This window comes from Clostridium tyrobutyricum DSM 2637 = ATCC 25755 = JCM 11008 (assembly GCF_000359585.1).
In the GTDB taxonomy this organism is placed as follows: domain Bacteria; phylum Bacillota; class Clostridia; order Clostridiales; family Clostridiaceae; genus Clostridium_B; species Clostridium_B tyrobutyricum.
The window spans coordinates 37762-54540 of record NZ_APMH01000013.1 but is presented as its reverse complement, the minus strand read 5'-3'; the positions used below and the strand labels follow the sequence as shown (position 1 = coordinate 54540).

Here is a 16779-nt window from a genome sequence, read left to right as displayed (position 1 = left end):
GATTATGGTTTTTCGTCCAATAAAAAGTACAAAAGTTTATGAACAAGTAATAGATCAAATAAAAAGTATGATTGTTGATGGTACCTTGAAAAAAGGTGATAGACTTCCGTCTGAAAGAGAATTGGTAGAACATTTGGAAGTAAGTAGAACTTCTGTAAGGGAAGCTATAAGATCTTTACAAATTATGGGGCTTATAGAATGCAGACAGGGAGAAGGAAATTTTATAAATCAGAACTTTGAGAATACACTCTTGGAACCTATATCCATAATGTATATGCTTCAGAAAAATAATCCTGAAGAAATACTTGATGTTAGAAAAATAATAGAAACAGGTACAGTAGTACTTGCTGCAAAAAAAATAAATGAATCTGAACTTAAAGGATTAAAAGATATTGCAGATGCTTTTAAAGTTTGCAGAAATGAAGAAGATAATGTTAGATTTGACAAGGAGTTTCACTATAAAATTGCAAAGGCTTCTGGAAATTTACTTATAGTGAATATATTAAATGCAATGTCGTCACTTATGGATTCTTTTTTAAAAGATGCTAGAAAGAAAATATTAGTTGATGAAGAAAATGTTATAGTTCTTGCAAATCAACATGAATTGATATATGAGGCAATAAGGGATGGCGATGAAGTTAGAGCTTCCGAAGAGATGAAGAAGCATTTAGATTTCACTAATGAATACATGAGGAGAACCGTCAATAAATAGTTAAAAATATATCATTTAATTTTAACATGTATACCATTAAGAGTATTTTAACATATATATTTTAAAATTAGATGTTTTATTTTTCATGCCGATTATCAAATGATAAATCATATCAATTATCGTTTGGAAAAATTTAAAATATAAATTAAGATGAATCACTGGACTATATAATGATACATAAAAAGTATAGTATTAATTGAAAATATTTTCATTTGACATTTAAAGACAAAATAACATTTTAAAAGTGTTATCTTTATAACTATTATAGAAATATTATAAAATGTATGATACTATATACATGAAGGAGCTGGTAATACCATCATACCAAATCCTTTGTAATAAAATTTGCAGACTTGATAATTAAATAAAGATACTTTATTTCCCGCAGCAAGTTTTTAAAGTTTAGCTTTGGAATATGAGATAATTTGTTAAAATACATTCGTTAATATTTTAACAAATATATAGCCTTATAATACTTTTTACAGAAAAAATAAAAAAATTTTATGAAGCAAAAATCTATGTAAACGTTATTAAACTCTATTCTATAGGAGAAACACAGGCTGTGAAAACGATGTTAATAAAAAAACAATTATAGAAATACCCCAAGAACTGTGCTAGACTTAAAGAAAAGGTGGTACTACCATAGTACCATATTAAAGATTTGGGGGGAATAAAGATGAATATGTACTTGTTATTTTTTATTGCATTAATACCTATAGTATGGTTGATGGTTTCTCTAGGTGTTTTAAAAATGCCAGGACATAAAGCCTGTCCTATTGGATTAATAGTTACTATATTATTGGCAATAATTTTATGGAAAATGCCAGCATTTGATGCTATTACTGCAGCAGTAGAAGGATTAGCACTTGCGTTATGGCCTATTATAATTGTAATTATAGCTGCAGTGTTCACTTATAATCTTTCAGTTTATACTAAAAGTATGGATGTAATCAAAAAAATGATGACAAACATTACTACTGATAGAAGAATATTGGTACTTATTTTAGCTTGGGCATTTGGTGGATTTATGGAGGCAATAGCAGGTTTCGGTACAGCAGTTGCCATACCGGCTAGTATACTTGCAGCTCTTGGATTTGATCCTATTTTTGCAGCAATTATATGTTTGATTGCCAATACAACTCCTACTGCTTTTGGAGCTATAGGAATTCCGGTAACAACTCTTGCAAAGGTTGCCAATATTGATGTTACACAACTTAGCTATGCTGTAGGTCTTCAATTGTCACTTTTGATTATTGTTGTTCCAATTATACTTGTAATGCTTACGGGTAAAAGCGTTAAGGCAATAAAAGGTGTTTTGGGAATATCACTGGCCTCAGGTATTTCGTTTGCTCTTCCACAGGTATTTGCAGCAAAATATTTAGGAGCTGAACTTCCAGCAATACTTGGTTCTGTAATTTGTATGGCAGTAACTATAGGAGTTGCCAAGGTATTCTATAAAAATACAGCTTCGAAGGATTCTGAGAAGATACCAGTCAAGAAAGCTGTTTTAGCATGGCTTCCATTTATATTAGTATTTGTATTTGTAATACTTAGTAGTGCACTTTTCCCACCGATAAACAAAGCATTATCTTCAATAAAGACATCGGTACAAATTTATTCAGGAAAAGGTGCAGCACCATATGTATTTAGTTGGGTATCTACACCAGGTACACTTATTATAATAGCCACATTCATTGGTGGACTTATTCAAGGTGCTAAGTTTGGTGAAATAGCTGGAGTATTGGGAAATACATTTAAGCAAATGTACAAGTCTGCTATTACTATAGTCGCAATAGTTGCACTGGCTAAAGTAATGGGTTACAGTGGAATGATAAAATCCATATCAGCAGTTTTAGTTGTTATAACTGGAGGTTATTATCCTCTTATTGCTCCTATAATAGGTGCACTTGGAACATTTGTAACTGGTAGTGATACATCAGCTAACGTGTTGTTTGGTGGATTGCAAGTAGAAGTAGCAAGATCACTTCATCTAAATGAATTCTGGCTTGCAGCAGCAAATACAGGTGGAGCAACAGCTGGAAAGATGATATCACCTCAAAGTATAGCTGTAGCAACAGCGGCTACAGGACTTGTTGGTTCAGAAGGTAAGATATTGAATTCTACTTTAAAGTTTTGCATAGTTTATGTAGTCGTTTTAGGTATTATGGCATACTTTGCCGGACCTATATTTGGATTTAGATAATTTATGAAAATTATATTAGAGTGAGAGGGGAAGTTTATAGTGGCTAATATAAGATTACCTTATAATAAAAAGTTAATTGATATAGAAATAGATGACAAGAATCTTTCTACAGTCCTTGAGTCTAAGGCAGAAGATTATAAAACTAATCTTACTGAATCTGAAATAGTTGAAAGAGCATTGGATAATCCAATTGGTTCTCCAAAATTGGAGGATTTAGTTAAAAACAAGAAAAATATGGTTATAATAAGCAGTGACCATACGAGACCGGTTCCAAGCAAAATTATAATGCCAATACTTTTAAAGAGAATAAGAAAAGTTAATCCTAATATTGATATAAAAATTTTGATTGCTACAGGATTTCATAGACTTACTACTAGGGAAGAACTTATAAATAAATTCGGAGAAGAAATAGTAAAAAATGAAAATATAATAATACATGATTCCCGTGATAATAAAAGTTTAGTTAAAATAGGAACTCTTCCATCTGGAGGTGAACTTATAATTAACAAGACTGCAGTAGAGACAGAATTATTAATTGCAGAAGGTTTTATAGAATCACATTTCTTTGCCGGATTTTCAGGAGGTAGAAAAAGCATACTTCCCGGAATAGCTTCTGCAAAAACTGTCATGGCAAATCACTGTGCTGAATTTATAGCAAGTCCATATTCTAGAACTGGAAAATTGGAAAACAATCCTATCCATAAGGATATGCTGTATGCAGCAGAAAAAGCAAAATTAGCTTTTATAATAAATGTAGTTATAGATGGAAATAAAAAAATAATAAATGCTTTTGCAGGACATAGCAAACTAGCTCATGAAGATGGTTGCAAATTTGTTTTGAATTTATCTAAAGTAAATAAGGTTGAATCAGATATTGCTATTTCTACTAATGGAGGATATCCATTAGATCAAAATATATATCAGTCAGTTAAAGGAATGACAGCAGCTGAGGCTACATGTAAAGATGGTGGAGTAATTATAATGGTGGCTGCATGTAATGATGGACATGGAGGAGAGGGATTTTATAAAAACCTAGCTAATGCTAAATCTCCTAGAGAATATTTGGATGAAGTTTCTAAAGTGCCAAGAAATGAAACAGTACCAGATCAATGGGAATCTCAAATATTGGCAAGAATATTAGACAAGCATACTGTCATTATGGTAACTGATATGTGTGATCCAAAACTCATAAAAAATATGCACATGCAGCAGGCAAACACTTTTGAAGAAGCATTAAATAAAGCTTATGACATTATGGGTAAAGATGCTAAAGTAGCAGTTATACCAGATGGAGTTGCTGTAATTGTAAGTTAATCATTCAACTGATTTTATAACATTCACATAAAAAATAAATTTTTGGAGGTAGTTTAAATGGATATATTAGTATGTATAAAACAAGTTCCAGGAACATCAAAAGTTGAAGTTGATCCAGTAACAGGTGTATTAAAGAGGGATGGAATAGATTCTAAGATGAATCCATATGATCTATTTGCACTTGAAACTGCTTTTAGAATCAGAGCTGAAAAAGGTGGAACAATAAAAGTAATCAGCATGGGACCACCACAAGCTGCAGATGTAATAAAAGAAGCTTATATGATGGGTGCAGATGAAGGGACACTTTTATCAGATAGAAAGTTCGCAGGAGCAGATGTATTGGCAACATCTTATACTATATCTCAAGGTATAAGAAAAATGGGACATGTAGACTTAATACTTTGTGGAAAGCAGACTACCGATGGAGATACTGCACAAGTAGGACCTGAGATGGCAGAATATCTTGGAATGCCTCATATAGCTAACGTATTGAGCATTGAAGAAGTTAAAGATAAATCTATAGTTGTTAAAATGGATATGCCTAATACAGTAGAGATAGCAGATGTAAAATTTCCTTGTCTTTTGACAGTAGAAAAAGATATATATCAACCAAGGCTTCCATCTTACAAGAAGAAATTAGAAACTAAGGATAGAAAAGTTGGAATGTTGGCTCTAAAAGATTTTGAAGATAAAGATGAAAATAAATATGGACTTAATGGTTCACCAACACAAGTTGAAAGAATATTTCCACCAGAAGTAAATACTGACCAGGAAAAATGGGAAGGTACTGGAGAGGAACTTGCTGATAGATTGGAGAGCAAACTTAAAGAACTTAAATTTGTTTAATAAAACTCAGTACAAATCATAAATTATAAATATTTATAAATTTAGGAGGAATTAATATGGGTAGATTGGTAGTTCATGAAGAAAAATTAAATCCAGAAATTATAAAAGAATTGGTTAATATATGTCCTTTTGGAGCTATGGAAGAGAAAAATGGAAAGATTGAAGTTACTGCAGCATGTAAAATGTGCAGGCTCTGTGTTAAAAAAGGTCCTAAAGGCGTAATGGAGTTTGTAGAAGATAAAGTTGAGCAGATAGATAAAAGTCTTTGGAAAGGTGTAGCAGTGTATGTAGATCACGTAGAGGGTGATATACATCCAGTTACTTATGAACTTATAGGAAAAGCAAGAGAACTTGCTGGTAAGATAAAACAACCTGTATATGCTGTATTTGTAGGATACAATATAAAGGACAAAGCACAGGAACTTCTTCATTATGGAGTTGATGAAGTATTTGTATATGATTATGAAGAACTTAAAGATTTCAGGATAGAACCTTATACTGCAGCTATGGAAGATTTCATAAATAAAGTAAAACCAGGAACATTGCTTGTTGGAGCAACAACAGTTGGAAGATCTCTTGCACCAAGAGTTGCAGCTAGATTTAGAACTGGACTTACAGCTGACTGTACAATACTTGATATGAAGGAAAATACAGATTTAGTACAAATAAGACCTGCTTTCGGTGGTAATATAATGGCACAAATAGTTAATCCTAACCACAGACCACAGCTTGCTACTGTAAGATATAAAGTTATGGATGCACCTTGTAGATCAGATGAAATTTCTGGAAAAATAAATGTAGAATATATGGACAAAAACAAGTTTAAGTCTGGAATTGACGTACTAAAAGTAACTAAGAAAGAAGTTGAAGTAGGAATTTCAGATGCAGATGTTATAGTTGCAGTTGGTAGAGGTGTTAAATCTGAAAAAGATATGGACATGATAAAAGAACTTGCAGATTTACTCGGAGCTCAAGTAGCAGTAACCAGACCGCTAGTAGAAGCTGGTTGGGCTGATGCAAAGCTTCAGATTGGACTTAGTGGAAGAACAGTTAAACCAAAACTTATAATAACTTGTGGTATATCAGGAGCAGTTCAATTTGCTGCTGGAATGAATAATTCAGACGTTATAGTTTCCATAAATAACGACCCTAAAGCTTCTATATTTAATGTAGCTCATTATGGTATAATAGGAGATTTATATGAAGTAATACCAAAACTTATAGAAGATATAAAAAATGATCAAGGTGTTCAATGTAAGGTGATGTAAAATCCGGCATGAAGATTTTAACTAAAAATTTAGTTTGGAGGTTATTAATATGGAATTAACATATACTAAACAATATAAAAAATTGGATGACAAAGATATAAAATTTTTAAAGGATTTACTAGGAGAAGATAGGGTTTTTACCGGTAAGGACATAAATGATGATTTTAGCCACGATGAATTAGGAGGAGTTAGCAAATATCCTGATGCAGTAGTTAATGTTTTAACTACAGAAGAAGTTTCAAAGATAATGGCTTATGCTTATGAGAATACCATTCCAGTTGTAGGAAGGGGATCAGGAACAGGACTTGTTGGGTCATCCGTTCCGGTTGAAGGAGGAATAATGATAAATTTAACTCAGATGAATAAAATAGTTGAGTTAGATGAAGAAAATCTTACTTTAACAGTAGAACCTGGCGTACTGCTTATGGAAATAGCTAAATTTGTAGAAGATCATGACTTGTTTTACCCACCAGATCCAGGTGAAAAATCAGCTACTATAGGTGGAAATATAAGTACTAATGCAGGTGGAATGAGAGCGGTTAAATATGGTGTAACAAGAGATTATGTAAGAGGACTTGAAGTAGTATTGCCAAATGGTAAAGTTATAGAGGCTGGAGGAAAAGTTGTAAAGAACAGTTCAGGATATAGTATAAAAGATATTATATGTGGATCTGAGGGAACTCTTGGAATTATTACAAAAGCTATATTAAAGCTTCTTCCTCTTCCAAAAAAGGCAATAAGTCTTTTAGTACCATTCCCTAATTTGGAAAAAGCTATAAATACAGTTCCTAAGATAATAAAGTCAAAATCAATACCAACGGCTATAGAATTCATGCAAAGAGAAGTTATACTTGCAGCAGAAGAATTCTTAGGTAAAAAATTCCCGGACAATTCATCGGATGCATATTTGTTACTTACTTTTGATGGAAACAGTAAAGAACAAATAGAGTCAGATTATGAAAAAGTTGCAGATATATGCTTAGAAGAAGGAGCTCTTGATGTATATATTTCAGATACTGATGAAAGAAAAGAAGCAGTATGGTCTGCAAGGGGAGCATTCCTTGAAGCAGTTAAGGCAACTACTACAGAAATGGACGAATGTGATGTTGTAGTTCCAAGAAATAAAGTGGCTGAGTTTGTTAAATTTACAAATGATGCTCAAAAGCAGTTCAATATAAGAATAAGAAGCTTTGGACATGCAGGAGATGGAAATCTTCACGTATATATTTTAAGAGACGATCTTTCAAAAGCAGAATGGGATAAAAAATTAAGTGATGTATTTGATGCAATGTATAAAAAATCACAAGAATTAGATGGACTTGTTTCTGGAGAACATGGTATAGGATATGCTAAGAGGAAATATTTATTCCGTCAATATGGTAATGATTATATGCAATTAATGAAAAATATAAAATTAGCTTTTGACCCTAAAAATATATTAAATCCAGGTAAAGTGTGCGAATAAAATTATATAGTTTCTTAAAAGAGTCTTTGTGAACTTTCACAAAGACTCTTTTATTCGTATATTTAAAAAAATATATGGTTAAACTATTTTTAGTATCAATTCAAACAAAAGAAGGGAGGAAGCTGTGAAAACAAGACAGCATATATCATGAGTTCAAATAAAAATAATAAATTAACTCCAGAGCAGAAAAAATTTCAGCAATTTGCGGAAACTAAAATACCGAAAAGAAGAGTATTAAAAAATTGTATGAGGGCTTTTCTTATAGGAGGGCTCATATGTATATTTGATCAGGCACTTCAATTCATGTTTATAAAATACTTTAGTTTTACTGATGAAACTGCAGGAAATCCTGCTTCAGCTATCCTTATAATTATAGCAGCACTATTAACGGGATTTGGCGTATTTGATCATATTGCCCAATGGGCGGGAGCAGGAACTAGTGTTCCTATTACTGGATTTGCAAATTCAATCGCTTCTGCGGCTATAGAGCATAGAACAGAAGGATATGTTCTTGGGGTTGGCAGTAATATGTTTAAAGTTGCGGGAGCCGTTATAACTTTTGGAGTGTTCTCTGCATTTGTAGTATCTATATTAAGTATAGTAATTAAATGGTTAGGTGGTATGTAAAATGCTTTCAGGGAGACAGTCTTTTATCTTTCAATCAAATCCTGTAATATTAGGACATTCCGCTGTAGGAGGGCCCTTTGAAGCAAGAGGAGCTTTAAGTTCTGAGTTCGATAGACTTTTTGATGATATATGGATGGGTCAGGACAGTTTTGAAAAAGCTGAAAAAAAACTATTGGAAGAAGCCTGTAATGTGGCTATAACTAAATCAAATGTAAAAAAGGAAGATATAAATTTTTTTATAAGTGGGGATCTCATGAATCAAATAATAACTAGCAGTTTTGCTGCAAGAACTCTTTCAATACCGTATTTAGGGGTATTTGGTGCTTGCTCTAGTTCCATGGAAAGTCTTGCTACTGCATCTATACTGGTAGATACTGAATCTGCAAAATACGTACTTGCAGGTACATCCAGCCATAATGCAGCAGTAGAAAAACAATTTAGATATCCAACCGAATATGGAAGTCAAAAGCCTCCAACTGCACAGTGGACTGTAACAGGAGCTGGAGCAGTAGTTTTAGGAAAGTCAGGAATAGGACCTAAAGTGACATCAGCAACAATAGGAAAAGTAGTGGATATGGGTGTATCTGATCCATTTAATATGGGAGAGGCAATGGCTCAAGCTGCAGTGGATACTATTGAAACTCATTTTAAGGAACTTAATAGGGATCCTTCATATTATGATATTGTGGTTACAGGAGATCTGGGAAAAATAGGCCATAAAATAGCAGAAGAAATTTTAGAACAAGATGGATTTCATTTTAAAGAGGGTTGTTTTAAGGATTGTGGAATGCTTATATACAATGACAATCAACCAGTTTTTGCAGGTGGCAGTGGATGCGCTTGTTCAGCAGTTGTAACTTATGGACACTTTTTAAAGGAAATTGAAAGAGGAAATATAAATAAAATTCTTGTAGTTGCAACGGGAGCGTTAATGTCACCTATGTCCTATCAACAAAAAGAAAGTATACCTAGTATTGCTCATGCTGTTTCAATAGAGAAATAATTATATTAGTTTTGAAAAGAAGGTGTATTATTTTGGAAAAATTTCTTTGGGCATTTTTAGTAGGAGGAGGCATATGTGTTATAGGACAAATAATGATGGACGTATTTAAATTGACTCCGGCACATACTATGACTACTTTTGTAGTTATAGGAGCCATACTTGGAGGCCTTGGATTATATGAACCACTTATAAAATTTGCAGGAGCAGGTGCCTCAGTTCCAATAAGCAGTTTTGGAAATGCATTGGTAAAGGGAGCTCTTATGGAGGCTCAAAGATATGGTATAATTGGTGTATTGACAGGAACTTTTGAGGTAACAAGTGCAGGTATTTCTGCTGCTATAATTTTTGGATTTATAGCTTCCTTATTATTTAAATCTAAAGGATAAATGCCTATTACATAAAAATTTTCATCGATAATGTTGACAAATCATAAAAAAGGTTTTAAAATAATATCTATCAAGTAAAGAAATAAAACCTATGAACAGAAGTAGTAAGTATTATGTTATAGCTTTCAGAAAGTCTAGGATGATGAGATCTAGATGCTAAAACTTATATTGAATGGATCTGCAAGGTGTCAGGTGAAATTATAGTAGCTGTAAACCGGGTTGCCTACCGTTAAAAATGGCAAAGTATCGAAAGTGATTTCTGTACTTTATGAGTTGAGTTTTATATTTGGGTGGCTTAATAGAAATTTTGCATTTCTTCCTAATGGAAGAAATGCTTTTTTAATCTTAATATAAAATTAACATGGGTGGTACCGCGATAAGACATTTCGTCCCATTTAGGGATGTGGTGTCTTTTTTTATTTTTTCTATTGGGAGGTAATAAATTTGATATGTATGCAAAAAAATGAATTTGAAGCATTAAGACAAAATAAAGAAGCATTTCCAGTTACTTATGAATTGAATGGAGACGAAATAACACCAATAAATGTATTTTATAATTTAGAGGGTAAAAATAAAATTATAATGGAAAGTGTGGAATTTGACAAAAAGAAGGGAAGATATTCTTTTATAGCCTCTAATCCATATATAAAGATGAAAAGTTTTAAAGATGAAATATGTATAGAAAAAAAAGAGGAAACTCAAAAAGTCAAAGGAAAAATTATTGAGCTTGTAAAAAAATTTATGGACATAAATTACAATAACAATATTCTTGATATACCATTTACTGGAGGAGCAATAGGATATGCAGGTTATGATGTAATAAAACAATATGAAAATATAAGTGATAATAATATAGATGATTTAAAAATACCTGAGGCATATTTTATGTTTTACAAGTCATTCATATGTTATGATCATTTAAAGCATAGGATTATTTTAGTATATAATGTATTTCCAGAAGATGATATTGAATATTCGCAGATTAATGACCACTTTAAGAGACTTTATGAACAAATTATTAATACCACATGTATTCACAATATTCAAAATATAGTTAAAAAAGCAGAAATCCATTCAAATTATACTAAAGATGAATTTTGCAAAAATGTAGAAAAGGCCAAGGAATATATAAAAAAGGGAGACATATTTCAGGTGGTAATATCTCAAAGACTCAAGTGCAAAACTGATTTGAAGGCTTTTGATATATATAGGAAATTAAGATATGAAAATCCATCACCCTATCTATTTTATATGGATTTTGAAGATTTTCAAATCGTAGGTTCTTCACCTGAAAGACTGGTAGCTGTACACGATGGTATAGTAAGTACCAATCCTATTGCAGGTACAAGAAGAAGAGGCACAAATAAAGAAGAAGATGAAAAATTAAAAGCTGAGCTTACAAATGACGAAAAAGAGAAAGCAGAGCATGTTATGCTTGTTGATCTTGGAAGAAATGATATAGGAAAAGTTAGTGAATTTGGAACCGTACAGGTTACAAAGTTTATGGAAGTAGAAGAATACTCTCATGTAATGCATATAGTTTCAGAAGTTGAAGGTAAATTGAAAAAAAATATATCTAGTTTTGATGCTTTTACATCATGTATTCCAGCTGGAACAGTTTCAGGAGCACCTAAAATAAGAGCCATGGAGATAATTGATGAAATTGAAAATAGAAAAAGACTTTTGTATGCTGGTGCAGTAGGATATTTCTCCTTCGATAAAAATATGGATACATGTATTGCAATCAGGACATTGGTTCTTAAAGATAAATACGCTTATATACAGGCTGGTGCAGGTATAGTATATGATTCAAATCCAGAAGAAGAATACCATGAATCACTTAATAAAGCGAAAGCACTTACGGAGGTGATATAGTTGATACTTATGATAGATAATTATGATTCTTTCACTTATAATCTATATCAATATATAGGAGAACTTTATAAAGATATAAAGGTAGTCAGAAATGATGAGATTGAGGTAGATGATATTGCAAAATACAAAGATCTTCAGGGAATAATAATATCTCCAGGTCCAGGAATACCCGATGATGCTGGAATATGCATTGATGTAATAAAAAAATATGGAAGTCATATACCGATTCTTGGAATATGCCTTGGACATCAGGCTATAGCTAAAGCATTTGGCGGTGAGGTAATTAGGGCAAAGGAAATAAAGCATGGCAAGACATCAATGGTAGAGCATATAGACGATAAGCTTTTTAAGAAAATTAAAAGTCCAATAAGATCTATGAGATATCACTCATTAATTGTTGAAGAAAGTTCAATAGAATCTGAATTTATCAAAACTGCTAAAAGTGAAGACGGTGTGCTTATGGGTATTAAGCATAAAACTTATCCTATATATGGACTGCAGTTTCATCCTGAATCAATATTAACTGAATATGGACATGATATAATAAAGAATTTTTTGCAGGAGGTATGTTATGTTAAATGAAGCTATAAAAAAGGTTGTATCAGGAAATGACCTATCTGAGAATGAAGCAGAAAATGTAATGAATAGTATAATGAGCGGAAGAGAGCCTATTTCTATTGTATCTGGATTGTTAATGGCTCTTAAGATGAAGGGAGAATCAATTTCCGAAATAACAGGTTGTGCAAGAGCAATGAGAAAAATGGCTGTTCCTGTGAAGCTTAAATCTGAATATGCAATTGATACTTGTGGAACTGGTGGAGATGGTGGAAAAACTTTCAATATATCAACTGCAGCTTCCATTATAGCAGCTGCAGCTGGAATAAAAGTTGCAAAGCATGGTAATAAAGCTGTATCTAGCAAGAGTGGAAGTGCAGATGTTTTAAAGGAGCTTGGCATTAATATAGAACTGGATAAATCAAAAGTTGAAAAAGCTATTGATAATATAGGTATGGGATTCTTGTTTGCACCAATGTATCACAGTGCCATGAAAAATGTAGCTGGTATAAGAAAAGAGCTTGGTGTAAGGACAATATTCAACATATTGGGGCCAATTACCAATCCTGCATTTGTAAAGGGTCAGATACTTGGAGTATATAAAAAGGAACTTACACATCATATAGCCAAAACTTTAATGAATTTGGGATGTGAAAGAGCCATGGTGGTTCATGGAGCAGATGGATTGGATGAAATTACAACTACTGCATTGACATATGTAAGTGAATTAAAAGATGGAAAAGTAAGAGATTACACAATAGATCCTGAAGAATATGGAATAGAAAAAGCAAGTTATGAAGATATATCAGGGGGAACTCCAAAAGAAAATGCAGATATAATTTTAGATATATTAAAGGGTAAGAAAGGCAGAAAAAGAGATATAGTAGTATTGAATAGTGCAGCAGCTCTTTATGTAGGTAAAAAAGTTGAAAATATAAAACAAGGTATTGATAATGTAAATGAAATTATAGATTCAAACAAAGCCTATGAAAAATTACAAGAGATGTTAAACTACAGCAGGGAGTGATTATCTTGATACTTGATAATATAGTTGAAGTAAAGCGTAAAGATCTTGAGATTAGAAAGAAAAATAAAACACTTAAAGATATTATAAGTGAAATTGATAAATCAAACAATTTAAATTCAAGGGACTTTAGAAAGTCACTATTAAAAAAGTATATATCAATTATAGGTGAAATAAAAAAGGCTTCCCCTTCAAAAGGTATTATAGTTCAAGATTTTCATCCTGAACATATAGCAAGAATATATGAACAATTGGATATAGATGCAATATCAGTACTTACAGAAGAGAACTATTTTAAGGGAAAAGATACGTATTTAGAGTCAGTTAAGAATATAGTTTCAAAGCCTGTACTTAGAAAAGATTTTATTATAGACAAATATCAGATTTATGAATCAAAACTTTTAGGTGCAGATGCAATACTTTTGATAGTAAGAGTTCTAGGGGAAAAACTCGGAGAATTTTATAAGTTGGCATCCAGTATTGGACTTCATTGTATTGTAGAAGTTCATAATAAAAGTGAACTGGATACGGCACTTGATATAGGTCCTAAAATTATTGGAATAAACAACAGAAATCTTGAAAATTTTACAGTGAATTTAAAAAATACTGAGAATTTGATTAAATATATAAAGGAAGATACTGTTATAATTTCTGAAAGCGGAATGAAGACTTTAGAAGATTTTAAATATATAAGAAGTCTTCCTATAAATGGGGTTTTAATAGGGGAAGGATTTATGAGAAAACTTGATAATGTTGATACCATGAAAAAATTCATATATGATATTAAAAATAATTGATGGATTGGAGGTTAGAAGTCAATATTGGTTAAAGTTAAAATATGTGGTTTAAGAAGAATAGAAGATATTGATTATGTAAATAAATACAGATCTGATTATGCTGGATTCATATTTTCTAAAAGCAGGCGTCAGATAAATTTAGAACAAGCCAAAAAGCTTATATTTAATTTGGACAAGAATATTAAAAGTGTTGGAATTTTTGTAGATGAACCAATAAATTATGTATACAATATTTCTAAAACACTTAAACTTGACATAATTCAATTTCATGGTTTAGAAGATAATAATTATATGAAATATTTTAAAAATTTTAGATTATGGAAAGCTTTAAAAATAATTGATAAAAGTGATGTTTTGAATTTGAATTATAAATATGCAGATGGGTTGGTTTTAGATGGTAAAGTAGCAGGAAGCGGTAAAAGCTTTGATTGGAATATTACAAGAGGTTTTAAGTTTGAACGTGATTTGATACTTGCCGGAGGACTTAACTCGGAAAATGTAGAGTCAGCTGTAAATATAGTAAAACCTGATATTGTGGATGTTTCAAGTGGAGTTGAAACATCAGGATATAAAGATTTAAATAAAATAAAAGAATTTATTGAGAGAGTGAGGAACGTAAAGTGATTGGAAGATTTGGAAAATTTGGGGGACAGTATGTGCCGGAAACTATAATGAATGCAATTACTGAACTGGAAGAGGAATATAATAAGGCTAAGAATGATGAAAATTTTATAAATGAATACAAGTATTATTTAAAGGATTATGTAGGAAGGGAATCGCCACTGTATTATGCTGAGAATCTGACAAAAAAATTAGGAGGAGCAAAGATCTATCTTAAACGAGAAGATCTCAATCACACAGGGGCTCATAAGATAAATAATGCTTTAGGTCAGGTACTTCTAGCAAAGAGAATGGGAAAGAAAAGAGTAATTGCAGAAACTGGTGCTGGACAGCACGGATTGGCTACAGCTACCATAGCTGCAATGTTTAATATGGAATGTGAAATATTTATGGGTGAAGAAGATATAAGAAGACAGGCACTTAATGTCTTTAAAATGAAAATACTTGGCGCCAAGGTTACATCAGTTACATCAGGTACCGGGACACTTAAAGATGCAGTGAATGAGGCTATGAGAAACTGGGTTACAAGAATCGAAGATACATTTTATGTAATAGGAACAGTAATGGGGCCACATCCATATCCAACTATGGTTAGAGACTTTCAAAGAGTTATAGGAGACGAAGCTAGAAAACAGATACTTGAAAAAGAAGGAAGATTACCTGATTGTATTGTTGCATGTATAGGTGGTGGAAGTAATGCCATGGGTATATTTTATCCATTTTCTGAAGATAAAAATGTAAGACTTATTGGAGTAGAGGCGGCTGGAAAAGGAATTGACACTGATGAACATGCAGCAAGTATAACAAAAGGTTCTGTCGGAGTTATCCATGGGATGATGACATATGTTCTTCAGGATGATGATGGACAGATACTTCCAGCGTATTCAATTTCTGCTGGCCTGGATTACCCAGGTGTGGGACCTGAACATGCATATTTTCATGATATAGGAAGAGCTGAATATGTAACAGCTAATGATAAAGAAGCAGTAAATGCTTTCGTGGAAGTATCAAGAGTAGAAGGAATAATACCTGCACTTGAGAGTTCTCATGCTCTTGCATATGCTATAAAATTAGCTCCAACACTATCAAATGATAAAATTATGATTGTAAACATATCAGGAAGAGGAGACAAGGATATGAATACTATAGCTAAAGTAATGGGGGTAAATTTAGATGAATAGAATAGATGCAAAGTTTAAGGAATTAAAAGCAAAAAATGAGAAAGCCATGATATCTTTTATAACTGCAGGGGATCCAGATTTTGAAACTACAGCAGAACTTGTATATTCTATGGAAAAAGCAGGAGCGGATATAATAGAATTAGGTGTACCTTATTCAGATCCAATAGCAGATGGACCTACAATACAAAAATCTTCTGCCAGGTCTCTTAAACATGGTACAACTATATTAAAAATAATGAACTGTGTAAAAAGTATACGATCTAATACAGAAGTACCATTGGTATATCTGGTCTATTATAATTCAGTATTTAAGTATGGAATAGAAAAATTTATAAGTCAATGCAGAGAAGTTGGAATTGATGGAATAATAATACCTGATTTACCCATAGAAGAAAGAAAAGATATTCTTAAAATTACTGATAAATATGAAGTTGCACTTATTCCATTGATAGCACCAACTTCAAAGGAAAGGATAAAAAAGATAGTTAGTAATGCAAGTGGATTTATATATTGTGTTTCAAGCAATGGAGTTACTGGTGCAAGGAGTGAGATAAGTACAAATATGGATGAGTATATGGGGATAGTATCAAACTGCACGGATATTCCCAAAGCTATTGGATTTGGTATATCCAATGCAAAAATGGCCGAAAATCTCAAAAAATATTGCGATGGTATTATTATAGGAAGTGCCATTGTAAAGAAAGTTGATGAAATTGAAGATAGGGAAGAAATGCTTGAAAATGTAAAAGCGTTTGTCAAATCTGTGAAGGCAGTATTATAGGTATTCGATGTTATCAGGGCTATGATTTTGTAATTAATTTATAAAATCATAGCTTTAATTTATATAATAAATATTATGTAAATTAAAATTAAAAGTAAACTAAAAAATAATAAAACATAAA

The 16779-nt window shown here is 32.0% G+C and carries 16 protein-coding genes; all 16 read left to right on the top strand.

What is annotated here, in order from left to right:
• Positions 1 to 4 precede the first annotated feature (4 nt).
• Positions 5 to 712 carry a FadR/GntR family transcriptional regulator gene (locus J418_RS0107540; RefSeq protein ID WP_017751585.1) on the top strand — a complete coding sequence of 236 codons (708 nt, stop codon included), beginning with the start codon at positions 5 to 7 and terminating at the stop codon, positions 710 to 712.
• A gap of 676 nt (positions 713 to 1388) precedes the next feature.
• Complete coding sequence (locus J418_RS0107535) at positions 1389 to 2915, top strand: L-lactate permease (protein WP_017751586.1); 1527 nt, start codon at positions 1389 to 1391, stop codon at positions 2913 to 2915.
• 39 nt (positions 2916 to 2954) lie between these two features.
• A complete protein-coding gene (gene larA / locus J418_RS0107530; protein ID WP_017751587.1) occupies positions 2955 to 4229 on the top strand; it encodes a nickel-dependent lactate racemase in 1275 nt (424 codons plus the stop codon).
• 57 nt (positions 4230 to 4286) lie between these two features.
• Entirely contained in the window at positions 4287 to 5075 is a 789-nt protein-coding gene (locus tag J418_RS0107525) for an electron transfer flavoprotein subunit beta/FixA family protein (protein ID WP_017751588.1), read from the top strand.
• A 56-nt stretch (positions 5076 to 5131) separates the two neighbouring features.
• Positions 5132 to 6343: an electron transfer flavoprotein subunit alpha gene (locus J418_RS0107520; protein WP_017751589.1), complete on the top strand. Its 1212-nt coding sequence runs from the start codon at positions 5132 to 5134 to the stop codon at positions 6341 to 6343.
• 49 nt (positions 6344 to 6392) lie between these two features.
• The gene (locus J418_RS0107515) at positions 6393 to 7808 is read left to right on the top strand and encodes an FAD-binding oxidoreductase (RefSeq protein WP_017751590.1); all 1416 of its coding nucleotides are present in this window, start codon (positions 6393 to 6395) and stop codon (positions 7806 to 7808) included.
• Between the two features lie 147 nt (positions 7809 to 7955).
• Complete coding sequence (gene spoVAC, locus J418_RS0107510) at positions 7956 to 8435, top strand: stage V sporulation protein AC (protein ID WP_017751591.1); 480 nt, start codon at positions 7956 to 7958, stop codon at positions 8433 to 8435.
• A 1-nt stretch (position 8436) separates the two neighbouring features.
• Positions 8437 to 9438 carry a stage V sporulation protein AD gene (spoVAD, locus tag J418_RS0107505; protein WP_017751592.1) on the top strand — a complete coding sequence of 334 codons (1002 nt, stop codon included), beginning with the start codon at positions 8437 to 8439 and terminating at the stop codon, positions 9436 to 9438.
• 32 nt (positions 9439 to 9470) lie between these two features.
• Positions 9471 to 9824 (top strand): stage V sporulation protein AE, encoded by a 354-nt coding sequence (gene spoVAE, locus J418_RS0107500; RefSeq protein WP_017751593.1) that lies wholly within the window; start codon positions 9471 to 9473, stop codon positions 9822 to 9824.
• 444 nt (positions 9825 to 10268) lie between these two features.
• On the top strand, positions 10269 to 11699 hold the full coding sequence (gene trpE, locus J418_RS0107495) for an anthranilate synthase component I (protein ID WP_017751594.1): 1431 nt from the start codon (positions 10269 to 10271) through the stop codon (positions 11697 to 11699).
• Positions 11700 to 12281 (top strand): anthranilate synthase component II, encoded by a 582-nt coding sequence (locus J418_RS0107490; protein ID WP_017751595.1) that lies wholly within the window; start codon positions 11700 to 11702, stop codon positions 12279 to 12281.
• Positions 12271 to 13281, top strand: coding sequence for an anthranilate phosphoribosyltransferase (trpD, locus tag J418_RS0107485; protein WP_017895263.1), 1011 nt, complete (start codon positions 12271 to 12273; stop codon positions 13279 to 13281). The genes J418_RS0107490 and trpD overlap by 11 nt, the downstream gene beginning before the upstream one ends.
• 5 nt (positions 13282 to 13286) lie before the next feature.
• On the top strand, positions 13287 to 14075 hold the full coding sequence (gene trpC / locus J418_RS0107480) for an indole-3-glycerol phosphate synthase TrpC (RefSeq protein WP_017751597.1): 789 nt from the start codon (positions 13287 to 13289) through the stop codon (positions 14073 to 14075).
• A gap of 24 nt (positions 14076 to 14099) precedes the next feature.
• On the top strand, positions 14100 to 14699 hold the full coding sequence (locus J418_RS0107475; RefSeq protein ID WP_017751598.1) for a phosphoribosylanthranilate isomerase: 600 nt from the start codon (positions 14100 to 14102) through the stop codon (positions 14697 to 14699).
• Positions 14696 to 15877: a tryptophan synthase subunit beta gene (trpB, locus tag J418_RS0107470; RefSeq protein ID WP_017751599.1), complete on the top strand. Its 1182-nt coding sequence runs from the start codon at positions 14696 to 14698 to the stop codon at positions 15875 to 15877. Before J418_RS0107475 ends, trpB begins: the two co-directional genes overlap by 4 nt.
• A complete protein-coding gene (gene trpA, locus J418_RS0107465) occupies positions 15870 to 16658 on the top strand; it encodes a tryptophan synthase subunit alpha (RefSeq protein ID WP_017751600.1) in 789 nt (262 codons plus the stop codon). Before trpB ends, trpA begins: the two co-directional genes overlap by 8 nt.
• The last annotated feature ends 121 nt before the right edge of the window (positions 16659 to 16779 follow it).